The 16,413-nt window shown below is 72.7% G+C and carries 16 protein-coding genes; 11 read left to right on the plus strand and 5 right to left on the minus strand.

Going from position 1 to position 16,413, the window contains the following annotated elements:
* The first annotated feature begins 84 nt into the window (after nucleotides 1-84).
* The 6 genes from ACZ60B_RS28030 (at nucleotide 85) to ACZ60B_RS28055 (ending at nucleotide 6,391) form a co-directional block, all read left to right on the plus strand.
* Nucleotides 85-660, plus strand: coding sequence for a hypothetical protein (locus tag ACZ60B_RS28030; RefSeq protein ID WP_469391645.1), 576 nt, complete (start codon nucleotides 85-87; stop codon nucleotides 658-660).
* Entirely contained in the window at nucleotides 657-2,912 is a 2,256-nt protein-coding gene (locus tag ACZ60B_RS28035; RefSeq protein ID WP_469391647.1) for a hypothetical protein, read from the plus strand. The genes ACZ60B_RS28030 and ACZ60B_RS28035 overlap by 4 nt, the downstream gene beginning before the upstream one ends.
* A 53-nt stretch (nucleotides 2,913-2,965) precedes the next feature.
* On the plus strand, nucleotides 2,966-3,913 hold the full coding sequence (locus ACZ60B_RS28040; RefSeq protein WP_469391649.1) for a hypothetical protein: 948 nt from the start codon (nucleotides 2,966-2,968) through the stop codon (nucleotides 3,911-3,913).
* A gap of 281 nt (nucleotides 3,914-4,194) precedes the next feature.
* On the plus strand, nucleotides 4,195-5,262 hold the full coding sequence (locus tag ACZ60B_RS28045) for an aromatic ring-hydroxylating dioxygenase subunit alpha (RefSeq protein WP_469391651.1): 1,068 nt from the start codon (nucleotides 4,195-4,197) through the stop codon (nucleotides 5,260-5,262).
* Nucleotides 5,259-5,441 (plus strand): hypothetical protein, encoded by a 183-nt coding sequence (locus tag ACZ60B_RS28050; RefSeq protein WP_469391653.1) that lies wholly within the window; start codon nucleotides 5,259-5,261, stop codon nucleotides 5,439-5,441. Before ACZ60B_RS28045 ends, ACZ60B_RS28050 begins: the two co-directional genes overlap by 4 nt.
* Nucleotides 5,438-6,391 (plus strand): PDR/VanB family oxidoreductase, encoded by a 954-nt coding sequence (locus ACZ60B_RS28055; protein ID WP_469391655.1) that lies wholly within the window; start codon nucleotides 5,438-5,440, stop codon nucleotides 6,389-6,391. Before ACZ60B_RS28050 ends, ACZ60B_RS28055 begins: the two co-directional genes overlap by 4 nt.
* A gap of 16 nt (nucleotides 6,392-6,407) precedes the next feature.
* On the opposite strand, the gene ACZ60B_RS28060 is transcribed toward ACZ60B_RS28055, so the two are convergent.
* Nucleotides 6,408-7,034, minus strand: coding sequence for a DUF1345 domain-containing protein (locus ACZ60B_RS28060; protein WP_469391729.1), 627 nt, complete (start codon nucleotides 7,032-7,034; stop codon nucleotides 6,408-6,410).
* 245 nt (nucleotides 7,035-7,279) lie between these two features.
* On the opposite strand from ACZ60B_RS28060, the gene ACZ60B_RS28065 reads away from it, so the two are divergent.
* Nucleotides 7,280-7,951: a hypothetical protein gene (locus ACZ60B_RS28065; RefSeq protein ID WP_469391657.1), complete on the plus strand. Its 672-nt coding sequence runs from the start codon at nucleotides 7,280-7,282 to the stop codon at nucleotides 7,949-7,951.
* Between the two features lie 12 nt (nucleotides 7,952-7,963).
* Here the strand turns inward: ACZ60B_RS28065 and ACZ60B_RS28070 are convergent, their stop codons facing one another.
* Nucleotides 7,964-10,285, minus strand: a complete 2,322-nt coding sequence (locus ACZ60B_RS28070) for an FdhF/YdeP family oxidoreductase (RefSeq protein WP_469391659.1) — start codon at nucleotides 10,283-10,285, stop codon at nucleotides 7,964-7,966.
* A 236-nt stretch (nucleotides 10,286-10,521) separates the two neighbouring features.
* Here ACZ60B_RS28070 and ACZ60B_RS28075 point away from each other — a divergent pair, with 236 nt between their 5' ends.
* Nucleotides 10,522-11,001 carry a GreA/GreB family elongation factor gene (locus tag ACZ60B_RS28075; RefSeq protein WP_469391661.1) on the plus strand — a complete coding sequence of 160 codons (480 nt, stop codon included), beginning with the start codon at nucleotides 10,522-10,524 and terminating at the stop codon, nucleotides 10,999-11,001.
* 31 nt (nucleotides 11,002-11,032) lie between these two features.
* Here the strand turns inward: ACZ60B_RS28075 and ACZ60B_RS28080 are convergent, their stop codons facing one another.
* From ACZ60B_RS28080 to ACZ60B_RS28090, 3 genes are all read right to left on the minus strand, one after another.
* The gene (locus tag ACZ60B_RS28080; protein ID WP_450665358.1) at nucleotides 11,033-11,314 is read right to left on the minus strand and encodes a hypothetical protein; all 282 of its coding nucleotides are present in this window, start codon (nucleotides 11,312-11,314) and stop codon (nucleotides 11,033-11,035) included.
* A gap of 330 nt (nucleotides 11,315-11,644) precedes the next feature.
* Nucleotides 11,645-12,577, minus strand: a complete 933-nt coding sequence (locus ACZ60B_RS28085; protein WP_469391663.1) for a Dyp-type peroxidase — start codon at nucleotides 12,575-12,577, stop codon at nucleotides 11,645-11,647.
* Between the two features lie 268 nt (nucleotides 12,578-12,845).
* Nucleotides 12,846-13,700, minus strand: a complete 855-nt coding sequence (locus ACZ60B_RS28090) for an IclR family transcriptional regulator domain-containing protein (RefSeq protein WP_469391665.1) — start codon at nucleotides 13,698-13,700, stop codon at nucleotides 12,846-12,848.
* A gap of 195 nt (nucleotides 13,701-13,895) precedes the next feature.
* On the opposite strand from ACZ60B_RS28090, the gene ACZ60B_RS28095 reads away from it, so the two are divergent.
* From ACZ60B_RS28095 to ACZ60B_RS28105, 3 genes are read left to right on the plus strand one after another with little or no spacing between them, the layout of a single operon-like run.
* Entirely contained in the window at nucleotides 13,896-14,867 is a 972-nt protein-coding gene (locus ACZ60B_RS28095; protein ID WP_469391667.1) for an ABC transporter substrate-binding protein, read from the plus strand.
* The gene (locus ACZ60B_RS28100) at nucleotides 14,864-15,637 is read left to right on the plus strand and encodes an ABC transporter permease (protein ID WP_469391670.1); all 774 of its coding nucleotides are present in this window, start codon (nucleotides 14,864-14,866) and stop codon (nucleotides 15,635-15,637) included. The genes ACZ60B_RS28095 and ACZ60B_RS28100 overlap by 4 nt, the downstream gene beginning before the upstream one ends.
* Entirely contained in the window at nucleotides 15,634-16,413 is a 780-nt protein-coding gene (locus ACZ60B_RS28105) for an ABC transporter permease (protein ID WP_469391672.1), read from the plus strand. The genes ACZ60B_RS28100 and ACZ60B_RS28105 overlap by 4 nt, the downstream gene beginning before the upstream one ends.

Genomic DNA, 16,413 nt, shown 5'->3' on the forward strand with positions numbered 1-16,413 from the left:
TGGGCCATGGGACACGGCCCGTCGAACACACCGCATGACAGGGCGCCCACGCGCCCTGAAGGTCCGTCCCCACGGGAGGAACTCATGCACCACCGCACCGGACAGGACGTCCTGCGCGACGTGACCCGTCGCCTGGCCCCGGCCGAACTGCCGAAAGTGGACGAGACCTGCCGGGCCTACGCGGCCCGGCCCTACCCGCCGCAGCCGCTGCACCGGCCCGGCAGCGACCCGCTGGGCATCGGCGTCGAGACCACCGTCCTGCTGCCGATCCTCGTGCCGGTGGTGGCGCAGGTCCTCGCCGACCTCGCCTCGGGGAGCATCCGGAAACACGGCGGCGGGCTGGTCCGACGCTGGCGGCAGCGCCGCTCACGCCACGCCGCGGCCGAGGAACGACGCGAGGCGCTGACCGGCTCCGTGCCCGAGCTCTCCGGCGTGACACGCCAGGAACTCACGGACTGGGCGCTCGACCGGGGCCGGGACGCGGGTCTGTCGCACACCCAGGCCGAGAGGTGCGCCCTCGTCATCGTCATGGCCGTGATACCGCCGGCCGAGGACCGGGCCGGCGGCTCGGCGTCACGGCCCCCCGACGCACCGGACGACGCCCGGACACCCCAGACACCCCAGACACCCCAGACACCCGCGAGCCCGCCCGCCTCATGACCACCACGCCGGACGCCACGCCGGACTCCGGCCCTCCCCCCACCGCCCCTTCCCCCGCCACCCCTCCCGGCGCCGACCCGCGCGCCGTCGCCCGCACGCTCGTGTCCAGCCCGCTGCCCCTGCCGACCACCACCCGGCTGGCGCTGCTCGTCCTCGTCGCGGCCGCCGGAGCCTCCTTCGGCACCTGGTGGTGGCTGGTCCTGGGGCAGGACAACTGGCCGGCCGCCCAACTCGCCTGTCTGCCCGGCGCCGGGCCGTCCCCGGACGCGGTGCTCGCCCGGTTCACCGGCTGCGTGGACGACGTCCGGCTGGCCCAGGCGGCGGTGGTGCTGTGCGGGCCGCTCGCCCTGCTGGTCCTCGCCCTGGTGCACCGGGCCGCCAGGGTCCGGCTGGACCTGTGGTGGTGGCGGGCGAGGCCCGACGACTCGTCGCTCACCGACCGGCTCACCGCGGCCCTGGCCGACCCGGACGGCCCCCGGCCCGCGCTGTGGGTGCGCGGGCGGCGCGTCGGCGTCCAGGCCCGCGCGTCGGGCACCCGGCGCAGGCCGTGGATCGTGGCCGACTCCAACGTCTTCAACCTCCCCGACCGGCAGGTGGAGGCGATGTTCCGGCACGAGCTGACCCATCTGCGTCTGCGGGACGTGGGCCGGGTACGGCTGGCCACCGCGGCCTGGTGGATCCTGCTCGCCGCCGTCGTCCTCCCGGTCGGCGTCGCGCTGCTGGTCGAGCCGGCTCTGCTCGGCACCGGCCTGCTGGTGCGGATGGCGGTCGTCCTGCTGACCGTACGGCTCACCCTGTACTCGGTGCTGCGCGTACGGGAGCACGACGCCGATCTCGGCGCGGACGCGGATCCGCGTGCGCCGCGGGGCGCGGCCGCCGACCACATCGGCTCCGACCGCCCGCCGGGCCCGCGTCGGCGACTGCTGCGGGCCGTGGGTCTCGCCAGCCATCCCACCCCCGCGGCCCGCCTCGACGTGCTCGCCGACCCGGCGCGGTCCTGGGGCGTCTCGCCCTTCGAGTCCCTGGCCACGGGCCTGGCCGCCGGACTGCTCTTCACCGACCTCGCCCTGCTGGTCGCCGCCCTGATGCCGACGCGGACCCAGCTCGCGTACACGGTGACGGGGCTGCTGACCGGCTGGGCGATCGCGGGCGTGGTGACCGTGGCGTGGTGGCGGGCCGTCGCGGTGGGCCACCGGGACGCGGCCGGCCTGCGCCCGGCCGGGGCCGGGGCCCTGCTCGGCCTCGGCCTGTTCGCCGGGAGCCAGTTGTCGGGGCGGGCGGCCGGTGACTGGGTGCGCGACACCAGGACCGCGGACGGACTGGCCACGGAGCTCTCGCTGGCCGGCGCTCCCTTGGCGCAGGTGCTGGCGCTGGCGGCGGTCCTGGTGATCGGCGGCTCGCTGTTCGCGCTGTGGACCAGGGGTCTCGCCCGCGCCGCACAGGCCTCGGTGACCGGGCCGCGCTCGGCCTCCCTGTGCGCGGCGGTCCTCGTGCTGTCCGGGCTCCTGCTCGCCGTACCGCTGGGCAGTTGGTTCCTGTTCGCCCGGCTGACCGCGGCCCGCGCGGCGGCCGGCATCCGCTGGAGCGTGGTCGACTCGCCCTGGTGGGTGACGGGCGTCGCGGTGAGCGTCGTCGGCGCGCTGACCCCCGTCATCTGGTCGGCCCTGCGCTCAGGGGGCCGGACGCAGGCGCCCGATGCGGCCGCGGTCCCTGGTCGGCATCACGAAGGAACCGTCGTCGTACGCCGGCCGCGCCCCGCTCCGGTGCTCGCGCTCGTGCTGTCGGGCGTGCTCGTCACGGCGGGGGCCGGGTGGGCGGCGGCCGGCGGCCGGTTCGTCCAGGCGTCGGCGGTGCGGTCCGCCGGGCCGCGGACCACACCGGGATCCGTGCCCTCGGCGGCCCCGGCCACCGCCGTGAGCGCTCCACCCGGAGCGACCGGCTCACCGGACGCTTCCGGTGACCGGACCGTGCCCCTGGACGAACTCCCCGTCCTCCCGCCCGAGGAGGAGCGGACGGACGGATCCCGCTCGGACCCCGCCCTCGTGTGCCGAGCGCTGACCCTCGGCGGAACCGCCATCTGGACCGACCCGCGGCGCCGGCACGACACGGCCGAGCAGCTGGGCGGCGTCGACGACGCCGTGCTGCGGGCCGCGTCCACCGTCCTGCTGCGCGATCCGGCCGGACCCGTGGACAACGAGGCGGTGATCGCCTCGTTCCTGCGCTGCGACCTCTACTACCGCTACCACCGCTGACCCACGGCACAAGCGCACCCGCCCGACCCGACCGGCCTCCCCAGGAGACACGCGTGAACCAGCCACTCGCTTCGAGGTCCCCCGTCGGCCGACGCCGGTACGCCGCCGTCGTACCGCTCGCGGTGTCGATGCTGGCCACCGCCCTGACCGCGTGCGGCAGCGCTTCCGACGGGTCGGGCATGGTCGTACCGACCGGACCCACCGCGTCCGCGCCCTCCGCCACCAGCGCCTCTCCCACCACTGCGGGTCCGGCCTCCGGAACGCCCAGGACCTCGGCCCCCGCCTCCGCCTCGCCCTCCGCGACATCGCGCACTTCCGGCGGGTCGGGAACCACCGGCGGGTCCGGCGGCACAGGTGGTTCAGGCGGGTCCGGCGGGTCCGGCACGTCCGGCGGTTCAGGTGGATCCGGCGGCTCGGGCCGTCCGCCCACCAGGACCGCAGCCCCCAAGCCCTCCGCCGCCCCTCCCCTCTCGGCAGCCCTCCTGACGACCGCCCAACTGCCGTCCGGCTACGTGAAGACGGTGCTGCAGAACGATCCGCCCACCCGTTCCGACCACGTCGCCTGCCTCGACACGCTCAACGCCCTGGAGTCCTACCGCACCACCCGCGCGGGCGCCGTCGAGGCCAGGGTCACCTTCGCCCAGAGCCAGAGCGGGCCCTTCCTCCAGGAAGTGCTGCGCCGCTCGCCCGGTCGGGGCGCGCGCGAGGAGCTGGCGCACGCGGCGAACGTGCTGTCCGGGTGCGGCACGTTCAGCATCGGCTGGAGCGACGGAATGACGGGTACGGAACATGTGTCGGCGCTCGGCCCGGCGGGGATCGGCGACGTCTCGTGGCATGCCACGATCACCGTGACCAGCGAGACGTTCACCGTGCAGGAGAACCTGGTGCTGGTGGTCGTCGGCACGACCCTGGTGATCCTCGGCGAGGCCGGCAGCCCCACGGCCCCCGCCCGCTCCCGCACCCTGTCCCTGGCCCGCACCGCGGCGGCCCGCCTGCGCTGACCACCGCCGGGCGGCCGCCCGTGTGTTCCGGTTCGGGTCACGAGCCATACAGGGGTTCGCCCAGCAGGAGTCCGGAGCCGCGCCGCCACGCTTCGCCCTCGGGCGTCCGGGCGACGCGGGGCCGAGCGGGATCCGGACGCCGAACTCGCCGGGGGACGGGCCCTGTGACCGGACTTCCGCCTGACGGAAGGCGCGTTGCGCGGCGGGCACGGCCGTCGGGACCCTGGCTCGAACCACACCAGGCGGGGCGACGAGGCCCCGCTCCCAGGGACGGGGACGCCATGCCTCATACGACCGCCTTCGCCAGGAACCAGTGGTACGTCGCCGCCTACAGCCACGAGGTGGGGCGCGCGGAGCTGCTCGGACGGACGGTTCTCGGGGAACCGCTGGTCCTGTACCGGACGGAGGCGGACGGGACGCCGGTGGCGTTGCACGACCGCTGTGTGCACCGGCGCTTCCCGCTGTCGGAGAGCCGGCTGGACGGCGACCGGATCGTGTGCGGCTACCACGGGTTCACGTACGACACCACGGGCACCTGTGTGTACGTGCCGGGCCAGCGGCGCATCCCGCGCACGGCCCGCGTCGCCTCGTACCCGGTGGCCGAGCGGGACTCGCTGGTGTGGGTGTGGATCGGCGACCCGGCGTCGGCCGACCCCGGGACGATTCCGCGCGCCCGGCATCTCGACTCCCCCGGCTGGACCACGGTCCGTGGCATGGAGCCGATCGACGCGGACTACGGGCTGCTGGTCGACAACCTTCTCGACCTCTCCCACGAGACGTATCTGCACGGCGGCTACATCGGCACGCCCGAGGTCGCCGAGACCCCGATCAGCACCGAGGTGGACGAGGGCGCGGGGGTGGTGCGGGTGAGCCGGCGCATGGACGACGCCGAGTGCCCGCCGTTCTACGCCCGTTCGACCGGGATCGAGGGCCGGATCACCCGCTGGCAGGACATCGAGTACCACGCGCCGTGTCTGTACCTGCTGCACAGCCGGATCGCCCCGGCCGGGGTGCTGCCCGAGGCGGACGGCAGCGACCCGGGCGGCTTCCACACCGAGATCACGTACGCGATCACGCCGTCGTCCGACGGCAGGGTGTACGACTTCTGGGCGGTGTCGCGGGACTGGGCGACGGACGACGAGGAGGTCACCGAGTTCCTGCGGAGCAACAACCACACCGTCGTCATGCAGGACGTCGACGCGCTGAACCTGCTCCAGCGGACGCTCGGCAGCGAGCGCGCCGGTCACCAGGAGCTGAGCATCAACATCGACACCGGTGGTCTGGCCGCCCGCCGTATCCTCGCCCGGCTGGTCGAGGAGGGCGGCAAGCCGGTGGAGCGGGCCCGGTGAGCGGCCTCCCGCCGCGGGAGCCGCGCGAGATCTACCGCGTCGACTGGCTGCCGGGGACCGACGTGCTGCACGGCACCTGCCACTGCGGGGCCGAGCACCGCGCGCAGGACCCGGTCCAGATGTGGGAGTGGATGCTCGGCCACCCTGAAGGACACCAGCCCCGAGGTGACGGTTCATGACCGTCCCCGACGTCGAACTCGTCGTCGAGCGGCGCGAGTTCGCGGCCGACGGAGTGCTCGCCCTGACCCTGCGCCACCCTCGGGGCGAACTGCTGCCCGACTGGGAGCCCGGCGCCCACATCGACCTTCTGCTCGGCCCGGACCTGGAGCGGCAGTACTCGCTGTGCGGCGATCCGGCGGACCGTACCGCGTGGCGGATCGCGGTGCTGCGGGAGCCGGCCGGCCGGGGCGGATCCGCCCATGTGCACGAGCGGTTGGGGCAGGGCGCCCCGGTGCGGGCGCGCGGCCCGCGCAACCACTTCGCGCTGCGGCCCGCGCCCGGATACCTCTTCGTCGCGGGCGGCATCGGGATCACCCCGATCCTGCCGATGGTGGCGGCGGCCCAGGCCCGGGGCGCGCGGTGGTCGCTGCTGTACGGCGGTCGCAGCCGCGACTCCATGGCGTTCACCGGGGAGTTGGCCGGGTACGGGGAGCGGGTCACCGTCGTGCCCGAGGACGAGTGCGGTCTGCTCGACCTCGGGTCGGCGCTCGACGGGCTCCCCGACGGCACCCTGGTCTACTGCTGCGGACCGGGCGCGCTGCTCGACGCCGTCGAGGCGCGGTGTCCGTCCGGTGTCCTGCACGTCGAGCGGTTCCGGCCGAAGCCGCCGCCGACGGGCCGGGAGGAAGCGTCCGGGGGCGAGTTCGCGTTCGAGGTCGAGCTGGCGCTGAGCGGTCGTACGCTGACCGTCGCCCCGGGTGTCTCCGTGCTGGAGACCGTGCGCGCCGCCGGTGTGGAGGTGCTGTACTCCTGCGCCGAGGGGACCTGCGGCACCTGTGAGACGGACGTGCGCGAAGGCACCCCGGAGCACCGGGACTCCGTGCTGACCGACCAGGAGCGGGCGGAAGGCACGACCATGATGATCTGCGTCTCCCGCTGCCGGGGGAAACGGCTGGTCCTGGAGCTGTGATGCTCCCCCGGCGGGCTCAGCGGGTGACGATGCCGACGAAGAGGTTGATGGCACTGGCGAGAATGCTGGTGCCGAAGACGTACGACAGGAGGCAGTGCCGCAGCGTCATGGCGCGGATCCTGGTGCTCGACACGCTGGTGTCCGAGACCTGGTACGTCATGCCCAGGTTGTAGCTGAAGTAGATGAAGTCCCGGTACGCCGGTGGCTCCGTGGAGTTGAAGTCGATCCCGCCCGTGGACTGCGGGTAGTAGAGGTAGGCGTACCGGGTGGCGTACATCAGGTGCAGGGCCGACCAGGCGGCGAACACGCCGAGGAGTGCCGTCACGCCGTGGCCGGGGTCGGAGTTGCCGAGCAGCAGCACGACGATGCCGACCAGTCCGCACACCGCGGTCCCGATCACCGCCAGTTCCTCGGCCACGGGTCGCAGATCCTCGCGCCGGGCGTGCCGCTGCGTGGCGGTGGCGTCCATCGGCCACAGCACGATCCAGCCCGTCACCACGAAGAAGGCCTCGGTCGCGGCGATGCCGGCCAGCACACCGAGCGGTACGTCGGTCGGCACGGCGACGGCGGCGCCGACCGCGGCCCCGACGAGCCCGGCACAGGCCAGCCGTGGGATGGCGGAGAGCGGCAGCCAGATACGCATGGATCTGGACATTAACGGACGCTCCCGGTTCCGGCCGCCACGGCGACCACGGCGGCCGCACCGTCACGGCCGGCCCGGCCGGCCGCCGAGCAGTCACGTCGGTCATGGCCGGCCTGATCCGAACGACAGGTCCTAGCCCGCATGGGCCATCGGGCGCGCGCTCCCCGGTCCTGGACGGCAGGGTGTTGGTGCGGGCCCAGACGCGCCCACCAGGGACGACCAGCACCTCAAGGCCGGGAGGATCCATGCGGGAGAAGCCGCTGAGCAAGATCGGCGAAGAGCTGTTGCGCCTGCGCCACGGTTTGTCGCGCACCTCGGAGCACCGGTCGCCGACCCCCGGTTTCGGGATCGACGGCGAGCTGGCCGCCGGCTTCGTCGACGACGCCCTCTCGCCGCAGCAGCAGGTGCAACTGGCCCAGCAGGTGGCGGGGATGCTGCCCTTCCACTGGTCGCAGACCAACACCTACGCGTCGGTCATGTCGCAGATCCTGGAGCACGTCGGCAGTCAGCAGAAGCTGATGCGCTGGCTGGACGGCTTCCCCGGCCTCCCCCGGCTGACGGCCCGGCTGTACGTCGTGATGGGTCTGCTCGACGAGTTCAGCGGGAATTCCGCCGTGGTCACGTCGCTGCGCGAGTTCCGCGAGCAGACGCCGGTCCCGCCGGGTCTTCAGGGCTGTCTGCTGCCGGAGACCGACGACGAGACGCTCGCCGGCCTCGCCTTCCGGATCGAGGAGCATCTCGCCGACCATGAGATGGACAAGGCCGTCGAGACCGCCCTGGCCACGACCGACTTCCTGAGACGCGTCGCGCCGCGGGCCGCGGAGCTCGACCCCTCGGTCGGCGACATGGGCGAGCTGATGACACACAGCCACCACGACGTCCAGGACGCGGCCGCCGACGCCGGCGCCGACACCTGAAGCAGCCGCGGGTCAGGCAGCCTTGGTGATGGTGACCTTGACGTGCTTCATCAACGGCTGGTCGCTCTGGGTGCTGTAGTCGCCGATCGCGCACAGCACGTTCATCTCGGGCATGTAGCCGGCCGCGCAGCCGCGCGGGATGTCGTACGGAATGGCGAGGTAGCCGTCGAGGTGCCGGTGGCTGCCGTCCTTGGCGGTGCCGGTGATGTCGACCGGGTCGAACTCGCGGACGCCGCGCTCGCGCATGTCGTCCTCGTTCATGAAGACGAGCGTGCGCAGCCCCTTGACGCCCCGGTAGCGGTCGTCGTCGGAGTAGATGGTCGTGTTCCACTGGTCGTGGGACCGCATGGTCCCCAGCGCCAGGGTGCCCGGGGGCGGGACGACGTCGGGCAGCGGGGCGGCGGAGAACTCGGCGCGCCCGGAGGGGGTCAGGAAGACCAGTTCGCGGGCGGGCTGTCTGATGCGGAAGCCGAGCGGCAGGCGCACCCTGCGGTTGCAGTCCTCGAAGCCGTCGAGGGTCTGGGCCATCGTGTCGCGGATGCGGTCGTAGTCCTCGACGTACCACTCCCACGGAGTGTCACTCCCGGGGAGGGCGGCGCGGGCCAGGCCGGCGATGACGGCGGGCTCGGACAGCAGGTGCGGCGAGGCGGGCCGCTTCATACCGAGGGAGAGGTGGACCATGCTCATCGAGTCCTCGACCGAGGTGCTCTGGAGGCCACCGCGCTGTTCGTCCTTCTCGGTGCGGCCCAGACACGGCAGGATGAGCGCCCGGCGGCCGTGGACGAGATGGCTGCGGTTGAGCTTGGTGCTCACCTGGACGGTGAGTTCGCACCTGCGCAGGGCTTCGTAGGTGTACGGGGTGTCGGGCGCGGCGAGGGCGAAGTTGCCGCCCATGCCGACGAACACCTTGACGTCGCCGCGGTGCATGGCGTGGATGGTGGCGACGGTGTCGAGCCCGTGCTCGTGCGGCGGGTCGATCTTGCAGACCTCTGCCAGGCGTTCCAGGAAGTCCTCGGTGGGCCGGTGGTCGATGCCGCAGGTGCGGTTGCCCTGGACGTTGCTGTGCCCGCGCACCGGCGACGGTCCCGCTCCCTCGCGCCCCAGATTGCCGCGCAGCAGCAGGAGGTTGACGATCTCGCGGACGGTGTCGACGCCGTGTTCGTGCTGGCTGACGCCCAGGCACCAGCTGACGATGCTGCGGTCGGCGTCGCCGTAGACGCGTGCCGCCGCGAGGATGTCGGCGCGGTCGAGACCGGCCTGCCGCTCGATCTCCTCCCAGGTGGTCGTCTCGCACACCTTGCGGTAGTCGTCGAAGCCGGCCGTGTAGCGGTCGATGAACTCGTGGTCCACCGCCTTCGGATCGTATCTGGCCGCTTCGAGCACGGCCTTGGCCATGCCGCGCAGCAGCGCCATGTCGCCGCCGATCCGGGGCTGGAGGTTCAGGGTGCTGGTCCTGGTCGTCTTCATCAGGGCCATGTCCATGAAGTCGTGCGGCACGATGGTGCGGGTGGCGGCCGCCTCGACCAGCGGGTTGATGTGCACGATCCGGGCGCCGCGGTGGTACGCCTCGGCGAGCGCGGTGAGCATCCTGGGCGCGTTGGAGGCCGCGTTGACGCCCATGATGAACAGGGCGTCGGTGGTCTCCCAGTCCTTGAGGTCGACCGTGCCCTTGCCGGTGCCCAGGGACGCCTGAAGGGCGCGGCCGCTGGCCTCGTGGCACATGTTGGAGCAGTCGGGCAGGTTGTTCGTGCCCAGTTCGCGGGCGAACAGCTGGTACAGGAAGGTGGCTTCGTTGCCGAGGCGGCCCGAGGTGTAGAACGACGCCTGGTTCGGGTCGTCCAGTTCCCGCAGGATCCGGCCGGCCAGCCCGAACGCGTCGGACCAGGCGATCGGGACGTAGTGGTCGGACTCGGGGTCGTACACCATCGGTTCGGTCAGCCGGCCCTGGTCCTCCAGGGCGAAGTCGCTCCAGCCGGAGAGTTCCGTGACCGTGTGGTCGGCGAAGAACTCGCGGCCCACCCGCTTGCGGGTCATCTCCCAGGTGACGTGCTTGATGCCGTTCTCGCAGATGTCCAGGTGAAGACCCTTGGTGTCGTCCGGCCAGGCACACCCCGGGCAGTCGAAACCGGTGTTCTCGTGGTTCATCCGCATGATCGCCCGCGGCCCGTCCACGAGTGCGCGCTCACGCGTCAGCACACGGGTCACGCTCTTGGCGGCGCCCCAGCCCGCGGCCGGATGGTGGTACGGATGGAAGCGCGGTTCTTCCGTGGGGACGGGGCCGACTCGGGGTTCCGGTCGCCCCTGGTCCGCGTGGGAGGCGTTCAAGGCACTCATCCCTTTCGACCGTCGAGGTCCGGCCCGGTGACCGCCCGGCCCGATGGTCGTCGCTCCTCCTCAGGCTATTCCGGCGGGTCACCGGGCGCCACGGGACGGGCCCGCGGCAGGCCCGACGCCTCGCTTCGGCGGTGCGACCGAGCCCTGTGACGCCGCACCACCTCCGTTAGGATGCGCAGAAATAAGGCCTTTCGCCCTATTCATCCCACCCGCCCCGCCCGTCCCGAGGAGCAGGAATGACCAGCGAACCCGCGCCGATCAGCGACGCCGGCCGGCGCGCCCTCGAACAGGAGCTCGCCGACGTCCGCGCGGAACGCGAGACGGTCGCGGCGACCCTGCGGGACCCCGACACGGTCGGCGACCGCGCCGACGAGGCCGACGAGTTGCAGCGCGCCAACGAACTCGACCGGCTCGACGCCCGTATCTCGGAGATCACCACGCGGCTCGGCCAGGCGGCCGAGGCAGGCCGGCCCTCCACCGAGCGGGTCGGTGTGGGCAGCACGGTCACCGTGCGCTTCGCCGACGGCTCGACGGAGACCTTCCAGATCGGCGAGCGGGCCGAGGCCTCGGACCAGACCCTGGTCACGGCCGACAGTCCGCTCGGTCGGGCGCTCCTCGGCCGTGGCGCGGGCGACCCGGTGCACTACGACACGCCCGAGCGCAGGGTGACGGCGGTGGTGGTGTCCCTCGGGACGCCTCCCGAGGGACAGGGATGATCTGCGGACCGTCGCGGGCTTGTTGGAGCTCTCACTCCTGGTAGCCGGTCGGCGGGAAGGGGGCACGTGTCTTGCGGGTGACCGTGCCCGTCGGGAGCTCACCCGTGCTCGCCCGGCGGTCGACCTCGGCCTGCACCTCCAGATACGCGGCCTGCGGGGTCAGCGGGGTCGCGGTGGGCAGGGCCATCTCCCGGCGGTCGCGGTCCGCGCGCAGTTCGAGGGCGTCGAGGTCGGGCCGCAGGGGCATCCCCCTGCTCCGGCTGTAGTCGGTGGCGCCTTCGACCGCCTGGTTGGACTTGTGGTGGTGTCCCATGTGTCCGTCCTCCTCCGGTGCGCGCCCGAGCGATCACCCGTGGGCAGGGACACCCCCGGGCACGGGCCGAGCGCATGGTCGGCTCCTCGCGGAGTACTGCTTCCGCGAGGCGGGAACAGCGCTTCCGTTCCCTTGTCGCGCACCATGGAACGAGGGTAGTCGCGCAACCGCGGCGGCACGCGGCGGACGCCTCGCGGCACACCCGGCGGACACCTCACCGGGGAAGCCGTCCCTGGCGGAGCGTGACCCGTCCACGGCATCGGGTCACGACCGCGGTGCGGCGCCCGGTCGTACGCAGGGGCCCGTGGCCGGCCGGGTCCGCGCCGACGCTCAGGCCGGCCGGGCGGGCAGGTCGTCGAGGAAGGTGGCGGTCGGCACGTGGAACAGGGATCCGGTGACCGCGGTCGAGAAGTCGAGGATGCGGTCGTGCGTGGCCCGGCCGTCGCCGAGGAACATGCTCCGCAGCATCTGCTCGGTCACGTCCGGTGTCCGCGCGTAGCCGATGAAGTACGTGCCGAACTCGCCCCTGCCGACCGTGCCGAACGGCATGTTCTCGCGAATGATCTTGCGCTCGGTGCCGTCCTCGTCGGTGACGGTGGTCCGGGCCACGTGGGAGTCGGCGGGTTTGACGTCGTCGGGGAGTTCGACGTTGGCCGACTTCGTGCGCCCGATGGCCCGCTCCTGCTCCTGGGCGGGCAGGGCGTTCCAGGCGGTCAGGTCGTGCAGGTACTTCTGCACGATCACATAGCTGCCCCCGGCGAAGCGGGGGTCCTCCTCGCCGATGAAGACCGCGTCGTCCGCGCGCCTCCCTTCGGGGTTCTCGCTGCCGTCCACGAAGCCGAGCAGGTCCCGCTCGTCGAAGTACCTGAAGGCCTGGACCTCGTCGACCACCGTGACCGCGTCGCGCAGCCGCTCCCCGATCAGCCGGGTCAGTTCGAAGCACAGGTCCATGCGGCGGGCCCGCAGGTGGAAGAGAAGGTCGCCGGGGGTGGCCGGGGCGTGGTGGCGTTCGCCGGTCAACTCCACGAACGGGTGCAGACCTTGTGGCCGGGGTCCGGCGAAGAGCCGGTCCCAGGCCGCCGACCCGATGCCGACCACGCAGTCGAGTTCGTCGTCGGGCGCGCGGAAGGAGACCGAGCGGCGCAGGCCCGACACGTCCTCCAGCAGTGCGCGGACCAGGTCCTCGCGCCCCGGCGTGACAGTGGCCACGAGCACCACGGCGGACCTGGCCGGCGGGGCGATCACACGCTGCGGCTCGACCACGGGCGGCCTCCTCATCGGATCCGGAACGGTCCGTCGCAGGCGCAACGGTCCGTCGCTCCTCCCATCCTGCTGCGTCCCGGCCGAAGCAGCGCGAGGACCGCCGCCGACCGCCGCCGAACGGCCCCGCCGGGACCTCGCCCCGCGGCCGCCCGTGCGGGACCCGGCGCCCGTGTGGCCGGCGGACCGGTCCCACGGGCGCCCGCAGGCCCGTACGCCCGTACGCCCGTACGCACCGGGCGGACGCGGGCCCACCGGCCGGACGACCGGCTCACCCGGCGGGTGTCCGCGGCGGCCCGGACCGATGCGGCCCCCGGGCCTCGCGGGGTGCGTCGGCGGCGGCCGGTGCCGGACCGGGGATCCGCAGGTCCGCCTCGATCCGCGCCACGGTCGCCAGCAGCGGGGGCAGCAGGTCGCGGCGGACGGCGGCGACGGTGGTGCGGCCGGCGTGCACGGCGATGTTCACACCCGCGACGACGGTGCCGTCCCGGCCCCGCACCGGGACGGCCACGGACCGCAGTCCCTCCTCCAGCTCCTGGTCGACGAGGGCGTAGCCCTGCCGCCGCACGCGCCGCAGTTCGGCGCGCAGGGCGTCGGGGGCGACGATCGTGCGCGCGGTCAGCGGGCGCGGGCACGCCCGGGCGAGCCGGGCGTCGAGTTCCCCGTCCGGGGCGTGGGCGAGGATCGCCCGGCCCACGGAGGTCACCAGCGCCGGGAACCGGGTGCCCACGGTGATCGACTCCGACATGATGCGGCGGGTCGGGACCCGGGCGACGTACACGATGTCGTCACCGTCGAGGAGGCACAGCGACGACGACTCCCGTACTTCGGCGACGAGTTGCTCCAGGTGCGGCCGGGCGATCTGCGGCAGGGTCAGTCCGGCCAGGTAGGCGTAGCCGAGTTCCAGCACCCGGGGGGTGAGCCGGAAGAGGCGGCCGTCGCTGTGGACGTAGCCGAGGTCGACGAGGGTGAGCAGCAGGCGCCGGACGGCCGCGCGGGGCAGTCCGCAGGCGCGGGCCACCTCGCTGAGGGTGCGCGCGGGCCGCTCGGCGTCGAAGGAGCGGATGACGGCCAGCCCCCGCTCGAAGGACCGTACGAAATGCGCTGCACGGGCTGCCGTGGACATCGTCGCCTCCGGTGGTCGCACGGACACGGTTCCCCACACGCTGGGGGCTCGATTCAATAACTGTCAACAATTTTGTCAGCCAAGGGCATTGACCCGGCCGGACAGCCGCACCTACGTTCCCGCTTGAGCCATTGAGCACTACTGTGCGGTCTGCGCACAGCCTGTCGGAACACCGTTGTCTGCACAGGAGGAGCCATGCGTCGTCTGCTCGCCGGTCTCGCGGCCGGTACCTTTCTGCTCGCCACCGCGGCCTGCGGCTCGTCCGGGGACTCCGGCACGTCGGGCAAGTCCTCCACGACGGGCGGCACCACCACGGTCAAGCTGGGCCTCATCCCCATCGTCGACGTGGCGCCCGTCTACCTCGGCGTGAAGAAGGGCTTCTACGCCGAACACGGCCTGAAACTGTCCCTGACCACCGCGCAGGGTGGTGCGGCGATCGTGCCGGGCGTGGTCAGCGGCCAGTTCCAGTTCGGGTTCTCCAACATGACCTCGCTGATGATCGCCCAGTCCAACAACGTCCCGGTGAAGGCCATCGCCAACGGCATCGCCTCGACGGGCGCGCAGGGCAAGGACTTCGGGGCCATCACCGTGAAGAAGGACAGCCCCCTGAAGTCCGCGAAGGACCTGGAGGGCAAGAAGGTCGCCATCAACACCCTGAAGAACATCAACGAGACCGCGGTGCGCGAGTCGGTCCGCAAGGCGGGCGGCGACCCGGACAAGGTGAAGTTCGTCGAGCTCGCCTTCGACCAGATGCCCGCCGCCCTCGACAGCGGCCAGATCGACGCCGCGATGGTCGTCGAACCGGCGCTCGCCACCGTCAGGAGCCAGGGCGGCGTGGAGATCGCCTCGCCCCTGGTCGACGTCGCCCCGAACCTCACCGTCGCCATGTACTTCACCTCGACGCAGTACGCGCAGCAGAACCCGGAGGTGGTCAAGGAGTTCCAGGAGGCCACCGCCGAGTCCCTCGCCTACGCCGATTCCCACCCGGACGAGGTCCGGGACATCGTGACCACCTACACCAAGATCCCTGCCTCGGTGCTGGCCCAGGTCACCCTGCCGAAGTGGCCGGCCGCCGCCGACCGTGCCTCCATCGAGGCGCTGGAGAAGCTGGGCCAGCAGGACGGCCTGTTCAAGACGGCCCCCGACCTGGACAAGCTGCTGCCGTGAAAGGACTGAACGCACTCCTCGGTGCGGCCGGGCTCGCCGCCTTCCTCGCCCTCGGGGAGGCGGTGCCGCGGCTCGGCCTGGTCAAGGCCGCCTACTTCCCGCCCACCAGCCGCATCGCGGGCGCGTTCGCCGACGAACTCGCCGACGGAGCCTTCTGGAGCGCCCTCGGCGACACCCTGACCGGCTGGGCGCTGGGCCTGGGGACGGCGGTGGGCGCGGGCATCGTGGTCGGGGTCCTCGTCTCGGTCGTCCCCCGTCTGCGCGAGGCGACGGCCTCGACGATCGAGTTCCTCCGTCCGATCCCGTCCGTCGCGCTGATCCCGCTGGCCGTGCTGCTCTACGGCACCGAACTGCGCTCGGTGCTGCTGCTGGTCGTGTACGCCTCCTTCTGGCAGGTGCTGATCCAGGTCCTCTACGGGGTCCAGGACGTCGACCCGGTCGCGGAGGAGACGGCGCGGTCGTACGGCCTGGGCACCTGGGCGCGGATCCGGCATGTGCTGTGGCCGACCGCGCTGCCGTACGTCATCACCGGGGTCCGGCTGGCCGCGGCGGTCGCGCTGATCCTCGCCATCACCGCCGAACTGGTCATCGGAGCACCGGGGTTGGGTTCGCGCATCGCGGTGGCGCAGACCTCGCAGGCGGTGCCCGAGATGTACGCGCTGATCGTGGTCACCGGACTGCTGGGGCTGCTGATCAACGTCGGGGCGCGGGCGGCGGAGCGCCGGGCGCTGGCCTGGCACCAGTCGGTGCGCGGGGAGGTGACGGTGTGAGGCTCGTCCTGCTCAGACTGGGGTTCGTGCTCGGCCTGCCGGCGGTGCTCGTCGCGCTGTGGTGGGCCGCGTCCGACGGCAGTACGAACGTCTACTGGCCGCCGCTGCGGACCATCCTGAAGACGTTCCCGGACGTGTGGACGGCCGACCGGCTGCGTTCGGACGTCCTGCCCAGCGTGGCCCGGCTGGCCGCCGGGTATGCGACGGCGGCCGTCACCGGGGTCGCGCTGGGCACGGTCGTCGGCTCCTACCGGCGGGTGCGCGCGGTGTGCGAACCGGTCCTGGAGTTCCTGCGCGCGGTGCCGCCGCCCGTGCTCGTGCCGGTCATCATGCTGTTCGCGGGGATCGGCGACACCATGAAGATCGTGGTGATCGCGAGCGGCTGTGTGTGGCCGGTCCTGCTCAACACGGTCGAGGGCGTACGGGCGGTGGACCCGGTGATGGCGGAGACCGCCCGCTCCTACGGCATAGCCGGACCCGCCCGGCTGCGGCACCTGGTGCTGCGCTCGGCGAGTCCGCAGATCTTCGCGGGCCTGCGGCAGGCGCTGTCCATCGGCATCATCCTGATGGTCATCAGCGAGATGTTCGCGGCCAGCAACGGGCTCGGCTTCACCATCGTGCAGTTCCAACGGGGTTTCGCCATCCCCGACATGTGGACCGGGATCCTGGTGCTCGGTCTGCTCGGCTTCGTGCTGTCCGCGGTCTTCCAGCTGGTCGAGCGGCGGGTGCTCGCCTGGTACCACGGACTGCGCGCCGCGACCCGGCGGTCCCCGTGA

Source organism: Streptomyces sp. NPDC104096, assembly GCF_055584385.1.